This window comes from Oceanobacillus longus (assembly GCF_042650085.1).
In the GTDB taxonomy this organism is placed as follows: domain Bacteria; phylum Bacillota; class Bacilli; order Bacillales; family Amphibacillaceae; genus Oceanobacillus; species Oceanobacillus longus.
On the sequence record NZ_JBHSAO010000001.1, the window covers coordinates 360,401 to 379,029 of the forward strand.

General features: G+C 38.2%; 16 protein-coding genes. 12 read left to right on the top strand and 4 right to left on the bottom strand.

Annotation, left to right across the window (positions count from 1 at the left end; genetic code table 11):
- The first annotated feature begins 118 nt into the window (after positions 1–118).
- Positions 119–1,066, top strand: coding sequence for a DHH family phosphoesterase (locus ACFOUV_RS01800; RefSeq protein ID WP_379495057.1), 948 nt, complete (start codon positions 119–121; stop codon positions 1,064–1,066).
- Between the two features lie 44 nt (positions 1,067–1,110).
- Here ACFOUV_RS01800 and ACFOUV_RS01805 read toward each other — a convergent pair whose 3' ends face one another.
- From ACFOUV_RS01805 to ACFOUV_RS01815, 3 genes are all read right to left on the bottom strand, one after another.
- Positions 1,111–1,308, bottom strand: a complete 198-nt coding sequence (locus ACFOUV_RS01805; protein ID WP_379495058.1) for a hypothetical protein — start codon at positions 1,306–1,308, stop codon at positions 1,111–1,113.
- A 120-nt stretch (positions 1,309–1,428) separates the two neighbouring features.
- Positions 1,429–1,932 (bottom strand): sporulation membrane protein YtrI, encoded by a 504-nt coding sequence (gene ytrI / locus ACFOUV_RS01810; protein ID WP_379495059.1) that lies wholly within the window; start codon positions 1,930–1,932, stop codon positions 1,429–1,431.
- Positions 1,932–2,264 (bottom strand): YtrH family sporulation protein, encoded by a 333-nt coding sequence (locus ACFOUV_RS01815; RefSeq protein ID WP_379495060.1) that lies wholly within the window; start codon positions 2,262–2,264, stop codon positions 1,932–1,934. Before ACFOUV_RS01815 ends, ytrI begins: the two co-directional genes overlap by 1 nt.
- 165 nt (positions 2,265–2,429) lie before the next feature.
- Between ACFOUV_RS01815 and dnaE the strand changes: the two genes are divergently transcribed.
- The 8 genes from dnaE to ACFOUV_RS01855 all read left to right on the top strand — a co-directional run bounded on the left by dnaE (position 2,430) and on the right by ACFOUV_RS01855 (position 13,394).
- Entirely contained in the window at positions 2,430–5,792 is a 3,363-nt protein-coding gene (gene dnaE, locus ACFOUV_RS01820) for a DNA polymerase III subunit alpha (RefSeq protein ID WP_379495061.1), read from the top strand.
- A gap of 256 nt (positions 5,793–6,048) precedes the next feature.
- Positions 6,049–7,284 carry an NAD(P)-dependent malic enzyme gene (locus tag ACFOUV_RS01825; protein WP_379495062.1) on the top strand — a complete coding sequence of 412 codons (1,236 nt, stop codon included), beginning with the start codon at positions 6,049–6,051 and terminating at the stop codon, positions 7,282–7,284.
- 76 nt (positions 7,285–7,360) lie between these two features.
- Positions 7,361–7,966 (top strand): FadR/GntR family transcriptional regulator, encoded by a 606-nt coding sequence (locus tag ACFOUV_RS01830; protein ID WP_379495063.1) that lies wholly within the window; start codon positions 7,361–7,363, stop codon positions 7,964–7,966.
- 136 nt (positions 7,967–8,102) lie between these two features.
- Positions 8,103–8,963, top strand: a complete 861-nt coding sequence (gene accD, locus ACFOUV_RS01835; protein WP_379495064.1) for an acetyl-CoA carboxylase, carboxyltransferase subunit beta — start codon at positions 8,103–8,105, stop codon at positions 8,961–8,963.
- Positions 8,960–9,916 carry an acetyl-CoA carboxylase carboxyl transferase subunit alpha gene (gene accA, locus ACFOUV_RS01840; protein WP_379495065.1) on the top strand — a complete coding sequence of 319 codons (957 nt, stop codon included), beginning with the start codon at positions 8,960–8,962 and terminating at the stop codon, positions 9,914–9,916. Before accD ends, accA begins: the two co-directional genes overlap by 4 nt.
- A 180-nt stretch (positions 9,917–10,096) precedes the next feature.
- Positions 10,097–11,056, top strand: coding sequence for a 6-phosphofructokinase (pfkA, locus tag ACFOUV_RS01845; protein WP_379495066.1), 960 nt, complete (start codon positions 10,097–10,099; stop codon positions 11,054–11,056).
- A 90-nt stretch (positions 11,057–11,146) separates the two neighbouring features.
- A complete protein-coding gene (pyk, locus tag ACFOUV_RS01850; protein ID WP_379495067.1) occupies positions 11,147–12,907 on the top strand; it encodes a pyruvate kinase in 1,761 nt (586 codons plus the stop codon).
- 100 nt (positions 12,908–13,007) lie between these two features.
- Entirely contained in the window at positions 13,008–13,394 is a 387-nt protein-coding gene (locus ACFOUV_RS01855; RefSeq protein ID WP_379495740.1) for an FxsA family protein, read from the top strand.
- Between the two features lie 5 nt (positions 13,395–13,399).
- Here the strand turns inward: ACFOUV_RS01855 and ytvI are convergent, their stop codons facing one another.
- Positions 13,400–14,506, bottom strand: coding sequence for a sporulation integral membrane protein YtvI (gene ytvI / locus ACFOUV_RS01860; protein ID WP_379495068.1), 1,107 nt, complete (start codon positions 14,504–14,506; stop codon positions 13,400–13,402).
- A gap of 404 nt (positions 14,507–14,910) precedes the next feature.
- Between ytvI and citZ the strand changes: the two genes are divergently transcribed.
- The 3 genes from citZ to mdh all read left to right on the top strand — a co-directional run bounded on the left by citZ (position 14,911) and on the right by mdh (position 18,424).
- Positions 14,911–16,032 (top strand): citrate synthase, encoded by a 1,122-nt coding sequence (gene citZ, locus ACFOUV_RS01865; protein WP_379495069.1) that lies wholly within the window; start codon positions 14,911–14,913, stop codon positions 16,030–16,032.
- Between the two features lie 31 nt (positions 16,033–16,063).
- Entirely contained in the window at positions 16,064–17,377 is a 1,314-nt protein-coding gene (gene icd / locus ACFOUV_RS01870) for an NADP-dependent isocitrate dehydrogenase (protein WP_379495741.1), read from the top strand.
- 108 nt (positions 17,378–17,485) lie between these two features.
- The gene (mdh, locus tag ACFOUV_RS01875) at positions 17,486–18,424 is read left to right on the top strand and encodes a malate dehydrogenase (RefSeq protein ID WP_379495070.1); all 939 of its coding nucleotides are present in this window, start codon (positions 17,486–17,488) and stop codon (positions 18,422–18,424) included.
- Positions 18,425–18,629: the final 205 nt, after the last annotated feature.

Sequence of the window (18,629 nt, forward strand, 5' to 3'; positions counted from 1 at the left end):
TAATATGTCTGTACGCATTTGGATAGAATCCAATTATAATTGTAACGTGTTTTTACATAGATAGCCAGAAAGAAAAAGGATGTTCAAAGAATATTAACAGGACAGGGGCAAAACAACAATGGAAATCAAACAAATTTTAGAAACCATTAAAGCTTATGACACTATCATTATCCACCGCCATGCTAGACCAGATCCAGATGCACTTGGATCGCAGGCCGGTTTGAAGGAAATACTAGCACATTCTTTTCCTGATAAACAAATTTATGCAGTAGGCGAGGAAGAACCCTCATTGACGTTTCTCACCCGAATGGATGAAATTGAAAATTCTGCCTATCAACATGCACTCGTCATTGTTTGTGACACAGCAAATGAAGCCCGCATTGACGATCGACGATACCATTTGGGAGAAAAGTTGATCAAGATTGATCATCATCCAAATGTCGATCAGTACGGTGATCTGAGATGGGTCGATACTAATGCAAGCTCTGTAAGTGAAATGATTTATGAATTTTACGACACCGGAAAAGAAGACGGCCTCCAACTGAATGATGAAGCAGCACGCCTGTTGTATGCTGGAATTGTTGGAGATACCGGCAGATTCATGTATCCGAGCACAACAAAGAAGACCTTTCAATACGCTGCAGAGCTGGTAACCTATGACTTTAACCGACCGGCATTTTATAAAGAACTATACAGTGTGGAAGATAAAATTTCTAGAATGAGTGGCTATATCCTGCAACAATTTAAATTATTGCCGTCCGGACTTTGCACGATAAAACTTACGGAAGAAATATTGAATAAGTTTGACGTAACACCAGATGAATCGGCACAGCTTGTTAATGTCATTGGTGATGTTAAAGGCATTAAAGCGTGGGTATTTTTCATTGAAGAAGAAGAACAAATCCGTGTACGTCTTCGATCCAAAGGGCCCGTTATAAATCAAATAGCTGCTAAACATAATGGTGGTGGACACCCCCTCGCATCCGGGGCGACCATTTATTCATGGGAAGAAGCAGATGAAATGACAGAAGAGCTGAATGATGCATGCAAGTCATTTGGAGTATAAAGAGAAAAAAGTGATGATTTCAATAATGAAATCATCACTTTTTCTTAACTGGTTTTGCTGCTGGACATCGGAATAAACCAGCAGCCAGCATCTGCTTCATCAAGCTCAACATGTAAGCACTCTTTATCTATTGCTCTTTTCATTAACCGAATAAGTTCGTCTGTTTCTGCAAAGGCATTATTGCCTTTTTTTAGTTGCTCGATCTTTTCGTCACGCATTCTTCTTAGATTGATGGGTAACATGTAAACCGACTCCCTTCAATTAAGCTATATAAGTGAGTAATTACATCTCTTCCCCACAATTATATACTAAATTATATCTAAATTCCATTGTATGGAATGAGGAGTCATGAAATGTTCATATTAGTTCGATAATTTAGGAATGACGCTTACTTCCAATTCAGAGGCAATGGTAAGTTTGTTTACTTCAAAATAATAGGTGACATCTTCAATGGTAAACCCTTTATTTTCAATTGCCGATAGGAGTAGCTGATCACTTTTATTAATCATGTCTACTTCCTCACCAACAAGATGATTGATCTCCTCTATAATCATTTCTTCCAGTTGAAGCTCAATTAATCGGTCCATTTTCAGCTGATCGCCTTCAACAATTGTAATTACGATGGAACTGACTGTCAGAGGCTCTCGCGATTTTTCATCCAAATCTTCCTTATCTTTTAGTAGGGCCTCATTTTGATCTTTCAAGTCCCTTATTTGAGATGTAAACTCCATATTTTCTGCCAAAAGTTCTTCATACATGGTACCATACATATAAATCAGAATAAAATAGGCGATAAAGCCCCCGAAGAATGCTCCCGCGAAAAAACGCTGCCACGTTGTTTTTCTATGATAGGGTGGGATATGCATTAGGATAACTCCTTTTGCAGAAACCAATCGATAATAATGATGCCTACTTTCACGCCACCCATGGCAGAAAGGATAAGCAGTGCCTGTTTAAAGAGATCGATCGTTGAACCCTCAAACAGCCCTTTTTCAAAATTGGCGATGGCATCAAATGTTCCTCCGATTGCTGCAACAATTGCCCAAATTCGCAGTCTGTCAGCAATTCGACCCATGGAAGTCAGTGGTGCATCTCCAGTCGCAAAATCTCCCATACTTCCAATGAAAGATCCACCGATAATAACACCGAGAGCAATAAAAAAACAATGTATAAATACAGCAAAAAACCGTTCTTCCATCTCCTATGCACTCCTTTAAGGCATGCTTCTTCCATTCTATGAGAAACTCGGACATGTTATGCTAAGAAACAAGGTAAAACCGTATGCATGTTCTCAAATCGTTGTTATAATAAGTATAGAGATATTTTGAACATATATTTGTTGATAGAAAAAAGGTGGGATAGTATGTCATACACACATTTACAAGTGAAAAGCGGATATAGTCTGATGGAAAGCACGATAACGATTCCTAAATTAGTGAAGAGGGCACATGAGCTCGAATTCGATGCAATTGCCCTCACAGATGTAGAGGTGCTGTATGGTGTCATCCCTTTTTATCGTGCGTGTGAAAGCTTTGGAATCAAGCCGATTATCGGAATGACCGTCTACGTTCGAGATCATGAAGAGGAGGAAGGCATTCCATGTGTTCTGTTGGCAAAGAATAATACTGGGTATAACCAGTTAATGAAAATTAGCTCGGCTATTCAGCTTCGTGACAAAAATGGTATTCATAGAGAAGAATTACGTACACTTACTAATCAGTTAATTGGTATCTTTCCAGCAACCAGCGAAAAACTCGAAACCTATTTCCTAAATCGATCAGATGAGGAAACGTACGCGTACATAAAAGAATGGCAAGCACTATTTTCAGAAGGGGATTTTTATCTTGGCGTGCACCATCGGGAACAGGAAGGCGATAGGGAATTTATCGAGACTGTGAAAGCTTTCCATGAATTGTATGGCATACCTGTAACAGCTCTCAATGACGTCATCTACCTCGAAGAAAAAGATGATATTGCTTTTGATTGTTTACAGGCGATGAAAAAAGGTAAGTCGTGGGAAATGAAAATTACAGATCCGACATTGAAAAACAGGCATCTTCGTTCAGAAGCTGAAATGATGGAGAGCTTTCAATCCTTTTGGCCAGAAGTTCTTTTTGAAACAGATTCCATTAAAAAAAAATGCCATGTAACATTTGATTTCGAAAAACGCCTCCTACCATCTTTTCCCGTTCCAAAAGGGACAGATGCTAAAGAATATCTGACTAAACAATGCTTTGAAAATGTTGAAAAGAAATACTCCGTAGTCACAGAAGAAATCAGAGACCGATTAACCTATGAGCTTGATATTATTCAATCTATGAATTTTAGTGATTACTTTTTGATTGTTGCTGATTTTATCAACTATGCGAAAACCAATCAAATTCTAGTAGGACCGGGTCGTGGCTCATCGGCTGGCTCCATCGTTGCGTATGTACTTGGAATTACCGATGTCGATCCAATCGAATATAATCTGTTGTTTGAGCGTTTTTTAAATCCGGAAAGATTGACAATGCCGGATATCGATGTCGATTTTTCAGATGCCAGACGTGACGAAGTTATTGAATATGTGCGAACTAAATACGGAGAGGAGCATGTTGCACAAATTATTACATTTGGCACATTTGCTGCACGCTCCCTAATTAGAGAATTAATTAAGACAATGGACATTGACCAACAGGATGCAAACTTTATTTTAAAAGAAATACCACTGCAGTCGAAGGTTCGTATTCCTGAAATCGTAAAATCTTCTGAGGAACTGAATCGTTATGTGAAAAGTTCTTCAAAATTAAAGGCGCTATTTGCCGTAGCTGTTAAGCTGGAAGGATTACCCAGACATATATCAACCCATGCAGCAGGTGTCGTTATTAGTGAACAACCGTTAATCGAACACATTCCATTAACGTTAGGGGCAACGAATACACACCTTACACAGTTCCCAATGAATGATTTAGAGGCACTTGGCTTATTAAAGATGGATTTTCTTGGATTAAAGAATTTAACGTTGCTTGAGAAAATAATACAGACGATTAAATATACCACCGATAAACAGGTATCTTTGGAAAATATTCCAGGTCATGACGAGCAAACATATGAATTATTACGAAATGGGCTGACGAACGGAGTTTTCCAGTTGGAATCACAAGGGATGAAGCAAGTATTGACAAGACTTAAACCGACATCCTTTGAAGATATCGTAGCAGTCAATGCACTCTTTAGGCCGGGTCCGATGGATTTTATACCTACCTTCATTGCTCGTAAACACAAGCAGGAACAAGTCACGTATCCACATCCTGATTTAAAACCAATTCTTGAAAAAACATTTGGCGTACTCGTTTATCAGGAGCAGATAATGCAAATTGCTAATAAAATTGCAGGATTCACACTTGGTGAAGCAGATATGCTACGCAGGGCGGTCAGCAAGAAGAAAAAGGAAGTCATGGATGACCAACGGGAAGCGTTCATTAATGGTTGTAGCAAGAATGGTTATGAGAGACACGTGGCAGAAGAGATTTTCAGCTGGATTGTTAAATTCTCCAATTATGGTTTTCCAAGAAGCCATGCAGTAGCTTATAGTAAAATTTCTTATCAGCTCGCCTTTTTAAAAACACACTATCCAGCAAGTTTTTTTGCCGAATTATTAAGCTCTACGAAGAACCAACAAGAAAAACTAAATACATATATGCAGGAACTGAAAGGAATGAATCTCGGTCTATTGCCACCATCGATCAACCGAAGCTTTGGGAAATATACCGTAGAAAAGAGAAGTGTCCGTATGGGTTTTTCTTCTATTAAAGGAGTAGGTAATCAGACCGTTTCCGAGATAGTCCGCGCGAGAAGGGAAGGTCCTTTTAAAAGTTTATTTGATTTCTGCCTACGTGTTTCACCAAAATTGGTGAATCGAACGACATTGGAGAATTTAATCATTGCAGGCACGTTTGATGAATTGCACCCAAACCGGGCGAGTTTGCTTGCTTCCATTGATCATGCAATGGAGCAGGGGGAATTATTCAGTGACTTTTCCGGACAATCCAGTTTATTCCAGAACAAGATAGAATTTGAAGCAGATTATGTTGATATAGAAGACTTCAGTCAAGTTAAAAAATTAGCTGATGAAAAAGAACTCCTTGGAATGTATGTATCGAGCCACCCTCTGAAAGACTTCAGGAAACGTTTGCGGGAGAATGGGCATCTTTCACTTCAGAAGGCGGCAAAACTGGTTGGTAAGCGAAATTTAACTGCAACAGCTATTATTCAATCCATGAAGACAATCCGAACGAAACGCGGCGATCGAATGGCTTTTCTTACATTAGGCGACGAACATACAGAAATGGATGCGGTTGTTTTCCCTGATCTGTTCCGAGAAACGAGTCTTTTTCTTGAAGAGGAAATAATTATCAGCATTTCTGGAAAAGTCGAATCCAGAAACAACAAACTTCAATGGGTGGTTGACTCACTAAAGCTATTTAATGAAGAGGAGCTTTCTGATCAGCCGAAACAACGGCTATTTATAAAATCGAGTAGTAGTACAAGCAGTAATGCATTAAAAACAATCAAAAGCATTGCAGAGCATTATCCAGGTGCTACACCAATTATTATTTATGATGACGAAAGGAAACAGTCCTATCAACTTGCACATGAATATTTTGTCAACCCGGACGCAGGCTGTATGAAAGAATTGAATTATAATTTCGGAAAAAATAATGTAGTTTTAAAGAAAATAGATTAAGCTGCTTGACTATAGATGGAAAGCTGTCCGTATTCGTGTTTATGATTAGTGCGAAATCGATTAGATTACTTTACAGACATAAATCATCTGTTATAATATAGAAGTTATTAGTGGTCTGACCACTAGGAGCTCCATTATTCTAAGGATAAGCAATTATTAATTTTTTAAATTCTATATGTCTGAGCAACCATGAGTAATCTAAACCATAAAAATGAAGAACAGACCATTTCTACTTTAAAGGGGAGAGAATATACTAATGGCAAGCTTAAGAGATGAAGCATTACATATGCATAAGGTAAATCAAGGAAAACTCGAGATTAACTCAAAGGTACCAGTTAATAATGCAGAGGATTTAAGCCTTGCTTATTCTCCTGGAGTAGCAGAACCGTGTAAGGAAATTCATGATCGAACTGAAACCGTATATGATTATACAATGAAAGGCAACATGGTAGCAGTTGTCAGTGATGGTTCAGCTGTCCTTGGACTAGGTAATATTGGCCCAGAAGCCGCACTCCCGGTTATGGAAGGCAAAGCAGTATTATTCAAAGGATTTGCCGGGGTTGATGCATTTCCGATTTGTCTTGCTACCCATGATGTGGATCAAATTGTGCAGACAGTTAAGCTACTTGAACCAAATTTTGGTGGTGTCAATCTTGAAGATATCGCAGCGCCGAATTGCTTTATTATTGAAGACCGTTTAAAGAGTGAAACAAATATCCCAATTTTTCATGATGATCAGCATGGAACTGCAATTGTAACAGTTGCAGGATTAATAAATGCGTTGAAGCTTGTTGGAAAAAATTTCTCAGAGATAAAAGTAGTAGCCAATGGAGCAGGAGCGGCAGGTATCGCAATTGTTCGATTGCTACAGAGCTTTGGTGTTCGTGAAATAGTCATGTGTGATTCCAAAGGTGCTATCTATGAAGGCAGACCATATGGAATGAATAAAGTAAAAGATATAGTTGCAAAATTTACAAATAACGCTAAAAAAGAAGGTTCACTACAAGATGTTCTCGTAGATGCCGATGTATTTATTGGTGTTTCAGTAGGTGGGGCATTAACAAAAGAAATGGTTGCAAGCATGAATAATGACGCGATTATTTTTGCCATGGCAAATCCGGATCCTGAAATTCTTCCTGAAGAAGCAAAAGAAGCTGGTGCAAGAGTTATTGGTACCGGAAGATCGGACTTTGCCAATCAAGTAAATAACGTACTTGCATTTCCTGGCATTTTCCGGGGAGCATTGGATGTAAGGGCTACAAGAATCAATGAAGAAATGAAAGTAGCTGCTGCAGAAGCAATTGCTTCTTTAATCGATGAAAGCGAGCTGCATGATGATTATGTTATTCCAAGCCCATTTGATACCCGTGTTGCTCCTCTAGTCGCATCAAGGGTTGCTAAGGCGGCAATGGAATCTGGAGTTGCCAGACTAAAACTTGATCCGGAAGAAATTGCAGAAAAAACAAGAAGACTGACTCAAAAGGAAAAATAATAAAAGAGTGTGTTTAAAAAAGAGTAAAGGCCTTTTTGAACACACTCTATCCGTTCCAAAGGAGTGAAGGCCTGCTGTGTCAACTTCAAGTAAACAAAAGGTATATCAGGAAGTAATCAAGGAATTGCAACGACATATTGAGATGCATCATTTAAATGCTGGAGACAAGCTTCCATCTGAAAGAGAGATATCAGAAAGGTTAAATGCAGGCAGATCTTCTGTTAGGGAAGCTTTACGGGCGTTGGAACTTATTGGGCTAATTGAAACAAGGCATGGTGAGGGTACGTATTTAAGGACGTATCGTACCTTTCAGACAGTGGAATTGTTATCTTCATTTATTCTTAGGCAGGAAAACATGAAGAATGACCTGTCCGTTACACAGAAAATTATCGAAAAAGAAGCTGCCAAATTGGCCTTCAGTCGAATGGAAGAAAATGATTTTAAAAAACTAAACAAAATTGCTGCTATGTACACAAATGATCCACATACAAGACATAGCACCTACTTTACTTATTTATTTGAAAAGACGGAAAATCTATTAATGACTAAAATTTGGGTTTTGATGAACGAATTTTCACATACTGTTAGTACACAACATTATGATGACGCATTTTACTCAAAGTTGACAGATTTATACTCGGATCGTGACTATCTATCCATCGAAGAGTTATTTATTAATTAAACAAATTTGACAGTTGAGCGTTCACTCGATTGTTTTCGACACTCTTTTTAAAACGGAATTGTTATAATGAGAGTATGGTTCTAAATTTATTTGTACATGCTTGCATGACAAGGTAGGTATTAAAGGGGGAATAGCCTTGCTTAAAGATTTTTTCGGCAAGCGAAAGAAGTACGCATCCATACCAAATGAACAGGCTAAGATGGATGTTCCTGAAGGACTTATGCAAAAATGCACGAGTTGTAATAAAATATATTATCGTAAAGAAATGAAGAAATCATTGCATGTATGTCCGAATTGTAGCTACCACCATCCGATGACTGCATGGAATCGAATAAACAGTTTATTTGATCCGGAATCATTTCAGGAATGGGATCAAGGAATTACATCCGGAAATCCGCTTGGTTTCCCTGATTACGAGCAAAAAATTGCCAAGGATCGTAAAAAAACGAATCTGAACGAGGGAGTCGTTACCGGTAAAGGTACGATAAATGGTACTTTAACTGCGTTTGCTGTAATGGATTCCAGTTTCCGGATGGGGAGTATGGGTTCTGCAATGGGTGAGAAGATTGCGCGTGCAATTGAAAACGCAAAAAATGAATCGATACCATTTATTATTTTTACGGCTTCTGGTGGTGCCAGAATGCAGGAAGGTGTCCTAAGCTTAATGCAGATGGCAAAAACCTCCATTGCCATTAAACGCTTCAGTGACAAGGGTGGATTAATGATTTCTGTTATGACTCACCCAACTACTGGCGGTGTTTCAGCGAGCTTTGCTTCCATTGGTGACTATAATTTCGCTGAGCCAGGTGCACTAATTGGTTTTGCAGGACGAAGAATCATTGAACAAACGATTCGCGAGAAGTTGCCAGAGGACTTTCAGACAGCAGAGTTTCAGCTAAAACATGGCCAATTAGACAAAGTGATTCACCGACATGATATGAAATCAACCATCTCCAAGCTTCTTGAAATGCATCAGAATGGTGGCGAGACAAAATGACTCACATACTCGATTTTGAAAAACCAATCGTAAATCTGAAAGAAAAGATCGCTGAACTGAAAAATTTCACCGAGAATAGTGAAATTGATTTGTCAGCGGAAATTCAAACATTGGAAAAACGCCTCTCCGTTCTCGAAGATGAAATTTATGGTAATTTGAAACCATGGAATCGAGTACAGATGGCAAGACACCCAATGCGACCGACAACGTTGGATTATATAGGGAAACTATTTAAAGATTTCATTGAATTTCATGGTGACCGAAATTATGGCGATGATGAAGCTATTGTTGCTGGACTGGCTTATTATATGGGGGAACCTGTAACAGTAATTGGACATCAGCGTGGGAAAGATACGAAGGAGAACATCCGCAGAAATTTTGGAATGCCGCATCCAGAAGGGTATCGTAAAGCATTGCGTCATATGAAACAAGCAGAGAAATTTAATCGACCAATTATTTGCTTTATTGATACAAAGGGTGCATTTCCGGGGAAAGCAGCAGAGGAAAGAGGACAAAGTGAAGCCATTGCCAGAAATCTGATGGAAATGGCAGGGCTAACGGTTCCAATCATATGTATCGTTATTGGTGAAGGTGGTAGCGGTGGTGCTTTGGCATTAGGTGTCGGGGATCAGATTCATATGCTTGAGAATTCCACGTATTCGGTTATCTCCCCTGAAGGAGCAGCTGCTCTTCTATGGAAGGATTCGGGACAGGCTAAACGTGCTGCCGAAACGATGAAAATCACAGCTTATGACTTAAAGGAATTAAATGTTATCGATCAAGTCATTCCTGAACCTAAGGGTGGAGCGCATCGTGACATTGACAAGCAAGCGGAAAATATAGGTAAAGTAATTCAAAACTCCTTAAATTCTTTAAGTAAATTAACAAAAGAAGAATTACTTGAGAATAGATGGGAAAAGTATAAACAGATTGGTGAATACGAAACAATATAGAAACTGTTGTAGTTGAGACTGATAATTTATAGTATCAGTCTCTTATTCTGTATGAATTAATATAAAATATCACTTTACATATAAGATAATGATTGCTATTTGTTCTGTTTTTATTTATCTTTAAAGGGTATGGTACAGTAAAAGCAGATTTATAATTTTACGACTAGAGGTGAAGTTTACGTGAAGAAAATAGGTGTACTTACTAGTGGTGGAGATTCACCAGGTATGAATGCAGCCATTCGTGCCGTAGTCAGAAAAGCTATCTTTCATGAGATGGAAGTTTATGGAATCAAAAATGGGTTTCAAGGTCTAATGGAGGGTAATATAGAAAATATGGATCTGGGCTCTGTAGGAGATATTATTCAACGCGGCGGTACAATATTATTCTCTGCCCGCAGTGAGGAATTTAAAACAGAAGCCGGACAGCAACGGGCAATTGAACAACTAAAAAAGTTCGGAATTGAAGGCTTAATTGTTATTGGTGGGGATGGAAGTTTCCGTGGAGCGCAAAAGTTAACCGATAAAGGTTTTCCTTGTATCGGAGTTCCGGGAACAATCGACAATGATATTTCAGGAACCGATTTTACGATTGGTTTTGATACTTCGTTAAACACGATTATACAAGCGGTGGACAAAATTCGTGATACTGCAACTTCTCATGAACGTACGTATATTATTGAAGTTATGGGAAGAGATGCCGGGGACCTTGCGCTTTGGGCAGGACTCGCTGGAGGTGCAGAAAGTATTTTGATACCTGAGAAAAAGGAAGACTTTTCCGGAATTTTGGATCGTTTGAAGCGTGGTCATGACCGCGGCAAGAAACATAGCATTATTCTGTTGGCAGAAGGTGTTGGAAGCGGTTTTGATTATGGTGATCGAATCGAGAAAGAAACCAAACTTGAAACACGTGTTACCGTACTAGGATATATTCAGCGCGGTGGTTCACCATCCGCAACAGACAGAGTGCTTGCGAGCCGTTTAGGCGCGAGAGCAGTAGAACTGCTTATGAATGAGCAAGGTGGTAGAATGGTTGGTATACAGCAGAATATATTGGTTGACCATGCTTTTGATGAAGTGTTTACAAAAGACCATTCAATCAATGAAGAAATGTACCAGCTTTCCAAGGAATTATCCATCTAACTTCAATGAGAACTAGATCGATGATTTAAAATTAATTTCAGCTAGAATAGTTATAAACATCGTTAAGATAACAAGGAGGAAGAACAATACATGAGAAATACGAAAATTGTTTGTACGATTGGACCAGCTTCAGAAACGGTGGAAATACTTGAAAATTTAATTGATGCAGGTATGAATGTTGCCAGACTTAATTTCTCACATGGTGACTTTGAGGAGCATGGTGCACGTATAAAAAATATTAGAGAAGCCGCAAAAAATAAAAATAAAACAGTCGCTATTTTATTGGATACGAAAGGACCGGAAATTAGAACCGGTAACTTTAAAGAAGGATATGCTGAGCTTGTACAAGGAAATAATGTTATTGTTTCCATGAATGAAGTGGAGGGTACAGCAGAGAAATTTTCTGTAACGTATGAAGGTTTAATCAATGACGTACATGAAGGGTCCAAAATTCTACTTGATGACGGGTTAATTGAACTTGAAGTCATTGAGATTGACCAAGCAAAAGGCGAAATTACTACAAAAGCGATGAACACCGGTGTTATAAAAAATAAAAAAGGTGTAAATGTACCGAATGTCTCTGTAAACCTTCCAGGTATTACAGACAAGGATGCGGCAGACATCAATTTTGGTATCGAACAGGGTGTAGATTTTATTGCTGCATCTTTCGTACGTCGCGCATCTGATATTCTTGAAATCAAAGAATTACTTGAAAACAATGGGGCAACACATATCCACATCATTCCTAAAATTGAGAATCAGGAAGGTGTCGATAATATTGGCAGTATCCTGGAAGTAAGTGATGGATTAATGGTAGCTCGTGGAGATTTAGGTGTGGAAATTCCAGCTGAAGATGTTCCACTCGTACAAAAAGCATTGATTAAAAAATGCAATAACGCAGGCAAACCTGTTATTACTGCAACACAAATGCTTGATTCTATGCAAAGAAACCCACGTCCGACAAGAGCAGAGGCATCCGACGTAGCTAATGCAATTTTTGATGGAACCGATGCAATTATGCTTTCAGGAGAAACTGCTGCAGGGCTTTATCCGGTTGAATCTGTCCAAACAATGAGCAATATTGCATTGAAAGCAGAATCTGCACTGCAACATAAATCGATTTTGGAAGAGCGTTCTAAAAATGTGGACATGACAATTACAGAGGCAATTAGTCAATCGGTAACACATACTGCAATGAACCTAAATGTGGATACGATTATCACACCGACGGAAAGCGGCCATACTGCTAGAATGATTTCTAAATATAAACCAAAAGCAACGATTCTTGCGGTTACTTTCTCCGATGCCGTTAACCGTCAGCTATCCCTTGTATGGGGTGTACATGCGGTCCAGGGCAATGTAGCGAGTTCTACTGATGAAATGCTTGACATAGCAATTAACAAAGGCTTGGATACAGGTCTTTGCAAACGCGGAAGTAGAGTAATTATTACTGCGGGTGTACCTGTAAATGAAAGTGGTACGACAAATCTGTTGAAAGTACATGTAATTGGCGATGTTATAGCTAAGGGACAAGGAATTGGAAGAAGAAGCGCTTACGGTCGTGTCGTTTTTGCTAAGAGTAATGAAGAAGCATTATCAAACGTACAAGATGGTGATATTCTTGTTACTCATGCTACAGATCGTGATATGATGCCTGCGATTGAAAAAGCAGCAGCAATTATTACGGAAGAGGGCGGTTTAACTTCCCATGCAGCTGTCGTAGGTTTAAGCTTGGGAATCCCGGTAATCGTTGGAGTGAGCAATGTTTTCAAATTACTTGAAAATGGTCAGGATATTACAGTTGATGGTACAAAAGGTGATATTTACGAAGGACATGCAAGTGTTCTTTAACTAAAATAATCTTATAAATAGAAATCGGTATATTGCCGGTTTCTATTTTTTATTTACAGAGAATCATGTTAAAATTAAGTGTGAGAAAGGATGTTTTATGATGCGCTGGTTATTATTGGCTTTATTAGTTATTCCCGCTTCAGAAATCGGTGTTTTTATTTGGATTGGTGGAATGACGGGACCTTGGTGGATCGTATTTCTAATCGTTTTGACTGGAGTTATTGGTGTAACCCTTGCGAAGAAACAAGGCATAGATACATGGAGAAGAGCCCAGTTACAGATGAGTAAGGGAATTCCTCCAACAGAAGAAATTATGGATGGTATATGCATCTTTATTGGAGCTGTATTCTTATTTTCACCGGGTTTTATTACAGATACGGTCGGATTCATTTTAGTAATCCCATATACAAGAACCCCTTTGAAGAACATGATACGCAAATTGATGAACAAAATGATGGGAAATGGAACAATTATATATCGTAAATGATATTTTTATTCTTTGATGAACTTCCATATTATTTGTAAGAATCCTGACTGATACAACGCATTTCCCAAAACGATAAGTAGTGGAGCAATCAGAAGTCCAGCAAATCCCCATAATTGTATACCAACGAACATACCTATCAGTACAATCAATGGATGAATTCCGATGCTTGCTGAAAGTATTTTTGGTTCCAGAATTTGTCTAGAAAGAATAACTATCATATATAGAATACTGAGTCCTATGGTCATCGAATAATCGGATACGGAATAGGTGTATAGAATCCAGGGAATAAAGATGATACCTGTTCCGATAAAAGGGATGAGATCGACTGCAGCAGCGAAAAAGCTAATTGTTAATGCATGTTCAACCTGTAGAATCAATAAGCCTGTCAGAATAAGACAAGCTGAAATAAAGATTAGTATTAGTTGAGCTTTAAAAAATCCGGTAATTGCTAGCTTAAGATGATTAATAAGCTCATGTAACGATTTCCCCGCCTTTACTGGAATAATTCGCTGTAAGATTCGCTTTAAACCTTCAAAATCATTTAATATCATAAACGTAGCCAGTAAGATAAAGATAGCGGTTGTTAATGACCCTGGTACGATAGCGAGCATAGCAGGAATTTTTGCCAAGGTACTACGCAGTAATTCCGTTCCTGAAGATGCAACGAAATCTGTTAATGTTCGAATATATTCATTGATTGTAACTTGCTGATTTGGATCAAGCGAATGAAAGAATGAAATGACCACCTTATATAGCGGTAATAAATGATCATTAAAAAATGTTTCTAGATACAAAACAAAGGAATGGAAATGTTTTGGTAATTGATCAGCCAAAAATAAAGAGCCCTGATAAACTTCGGTAACGATTAATAATAGAAAGCCGAAAAACAACAGAATTAAACCAATCATCATAAACGATACAGATAGAAACCTGGGTAGCTTTGTAATTTTTTCAAGAAAACGGACAAATGGGTGAATGATGACGGCAATGGTTACAGCAATCAATAGTGGGTAAATATAATGGAACGTATATATAAATGCCATGCTAACGAGGATACACATAACGATTACGAGAAGAAATCGTATAAATTGTTGAAGATATAATTTTTGCATACTTAGGACACTCCAATTAAAGCCTTAATTTAGAAACCTGTGCAGGCCTGTACTAGTTTTATATATGATGAACGAAGGAATAATAGACTTCCAGATATGAAAAATTAGAGCGATAAAAAAATATAAAACGACATAAACCTCTGTAAGATATATTATTTATAGCAAAAATTAGAAATTTAAACGGTTTCAATTCACTTTCTGCTAGAATTACTTTATAATAATATTTGGGGTAGACAATAATAAGCTACTTAAAAGTATAAACAGATTTAAGTAGAAGCGTTGCATGACTTCTGCTATTTAATTATGAATAGCGAGATTTCATCACGCTATAGATATTATTGTCAGGTAATTGTGTGTTTTTTTATATCGTGCCACAATTAACATAAAAAAAGGAGAGGGTTACTATGACAACATCAGCAAAGGGGCTAGAGGGTATTGTCGCAACTCAATCGTCTATCAGTTCCATCATTGACGACCAATTATCGTATGTTGGTTATCGTATCGATGATTTAGCTGAGAATTCGAGTTTTGAAGAAGTCGTGTACTTATTGTGGAATAAGAAACTTCCAAATACGACTGAATTGGAAAAGATTAAGAAAGAACTCGCAGAGCATATGGAAATTCCAGATGCGATCATTGATCATTTGCGTTCTTATGATTTATCAACCGTTCATCCAATGGCAGCATTACGTACTGCAATATCCTTACTTGGGTTATATGATAATAAGGCAGATGTATTGGAGTCCGAAGTAAATAAACAAAAAGCTGTTTCTATACAAGCAAAAATCGCAACGATAGTAGCCGCTTTTTCCAGAATCCGTAATGGTCAAGATCCGGTTAAACCGAAGAAAGATTTAGGATATGCCGAAAACTTCTTATACATGCTTAATGGAAAAGAAGCTGAAGAAATTGAAATTGAAGCAATCAATAAAGCGTTGGTACTGCATGCAGATCATGAATTAAATGCTTCTACTTTCACAGCAAGAGTATGTGTTGCTACTCTATCAGACATCTATTCTGGTATTACTGCTGCAATTGGTGCGCTAAAAGGACCCTTGCATGGTGGAGCAAACGAAAACGTTATGAAGATGCTAAGTGAAATTGGCGAAGAAGAAAATGCAATCCCTTATATTGAAAAGAAATTTGAAAACAAAGAAAAAATCATGGGGATGGGACATCGTGTTTACCAAAATGGAGATCCTCGTGCGAAACATTTGAAAAAAATGTCCGAAGAGCTGACTAAACTTACAGGTCAGGAAAAATGGTATAATATGTCTGTAAAAATTGAAGACTATATCAAAAAGCATAAAGGTCTTCCAGCTAATGTGGATTTCTACAGTGCATCTGTTTATCACAGTCTTGGTATTGACCACGACTTATTTACACCGATATTCGCAGTAAGTCGTACTTCAGGATGGTTAGCACATATTCTGGAACAATATGAAAACAATCGTTTAATCCGTCCACGTGCGGAATATACGGGCCCAGAGTTGCAAGATTATGTTGAACTTGCAAAACGTGGCTAATTTTACAAATGGAAACTAGGGATAGCTGGTAATCCGGCTATTCTGTTCAGATAAATTTAGGAGGGTATTATTAATGGCAAATGGAGAAAAAATTATCGTAGAAAATGGGAACTTAAACGTACCAAACAATCCAATCATTCCTTTTATTGAAGGTGACGGTACTGGTCCTGATATCTGGGCATCTGCTAAAGAAGTAATTGAAGCATCTGTTGAGAAAGCATATAACGGAGAAAAGAAAATAGATTGGTTGGAAGTCTATGCTGGTCAAAAAGCATTTGATAAAACTGGCGAATGGCTTCCACAAGACACATTGGATAAAATTAATGAATATAAAATTGCAATCAAAGGTCCATTAACGACACCAATTGGCGGTGGAATACGTTCCCTAAACGTTGCATTGCGTCAGGAACTTGATTTATTTACTTGTCTGCGTCCAGTGCGCTATTTTGAAGGTGTGCCTTCACCTGTAAAACGTCCGGAAGATGTGGATATGGTTATTTTCCGTGAGAATACAGAGGATATTTATGCAGGGATTGAGTGGCAAAAAGGATCCGATGATGTAAAGAAAGTAATTGAATTCCTTAAAAATGAAATGGGTGTAAGTAATATTCGCTTTCCTGAAACTTCAGGTATCGGCGTAAAACCAGTCTCAGAAGAAGGAACGAAACGATTGGTCCGTTCAGCTATAGAATATGCATTAACTGAAGGACGCGACAGTGTTACTCTCGTACATAAAGGTAACATTATGAAATTTACTGAAGGTGCTTTTAAACAATGGGGCTATGAAGTTGCTGAACAAGAATATGGTGATAAAGTGTTCACATGGGCTGAGTATGACCGCCTCGTGGAATCGGATGGTAAAGATGCAGCCAATAAAGTACAGGAAGAAGCATTAGCATCAGGTAAAATCCTAGTGAAGGATGCTATCGCTGATATCTTCCTACAACAGATTTTAACCCGTCCAAAAGAATTTGATGTTGTAGCAACAATGAATCTAAATGGGGATTACATTTCAGATGCACTTGCAGCACAAGTAGGCGGAATTGGGATTGCTCCAGGAGCTAACATAAACTATGATACTGGGCATGCTATTTTCGAAGCTACTCATGGTACTGCACCTAAATATGCGGGCCTTGATAAAGTGAATCCATCTTCTGTCATTCTTTCAGCTGTACTCATGCTTGAGCATCTTGGCTGGAGAGAAGCAGCAGACCTAATTACGGTTTCAATGGATAAAACTATTGCATCTAAAGTTGTCACATATGACTTTGCACGTTTGATGGATGGCGCGACAGAGGTTAAATGTTCCGAGTTTGGTCAAGAATTAATTAAAAATATGGGCTAATTCATATACAGTAGTGGTGAACGACCATCCCATTGATTGGTCGCTCACCACGCTGTTTATTTTTAATTTAATCATGCTCTGATAGCCTACAAAATGGGGGTAATTTAGATGGGATTGAAAAGAAACAAGATTTCAGTAATCGGTTCAGGATTTACTGGTGCAACTACAGCTCTAATGATTGCTCAAAAAGAACTTGGTGACGTTGTACTCGTAGATATTCCGCAAATGGAAGACCCAACAAAAGGAAAAGCGCTTGATATGGCAGAGGCAGCGCCTGTGCAGGGCTTCGATGCGAAAATTATTGGTACTTCAAACTACGAAGATACAAAAGACTCTGATCTGGTTATCATTACTGCTGGTATTGCACGTAAACCAGGTATGAGCCGTGATGACTTAGTGAATACAAATGCTAAAATTATGAAAGCGGTAGCAAAAGATATTGTTAACTATTCACCGGATACGACAATCATCGTATTAACGAACCCGGTTGATGCTATGACATACACAGTATTTAAAGAATCTGGATTACCAAAAGGACGCGTTATTGGACAATCAGGTGTACTTGATACGGCACGTTTTCGGACGTTTGTTGCTGAAGAATTAAACCTGTCTGTAAAAGACATAACCGGATTTGTCCTCGGTGGGCACGGTGATGACATGGTTCCATTAATCCGTTATTCTTATGCTGGCGGTGTGCCATTGGAAACATTGATTTCCAAAGAGCGTCTTGAAGAAATTGTTCAGCGGACACGTACGGGTGGGGGAGAAATCGTTAGCTTGCTTGGCAATGGTAGTGCATATTATGCACCTGCAGCTTCATTGACTGTAATGGCTGAAGCAATTCTTAAAGACCAGCGTCGTGTCATTCCTTCTATTGCTTTCCTTGAAGGGGAATACGGTTATAAAGATATCTACCTTGGAGTACCAACAATTCTAGGTGGAAAAGGTATTGAAAAAATTATTGAATTAGATTTAACTGCAGAAGAGAAAGCAGCATTGGATAAATCTGCAGCTTCTGTTAAAAAAGTACTATCGTTATTAAGTTAATGGTAATAGAATTTTCATAAATCTCCGGATGCAGTTCATGCATTCGGAGATTTTTTATACAAAAATCCAAAAATTACGGGAATACTACAATAACTTAGATGTTAAGTTTTTTTAATATTTCTTTATTTATTATACGTTTTTCGATATTAATGTTAAGATATTGATAGAAGAGAAAAATTAGCTGCTGAAGTTGGGGGTTCTGAAT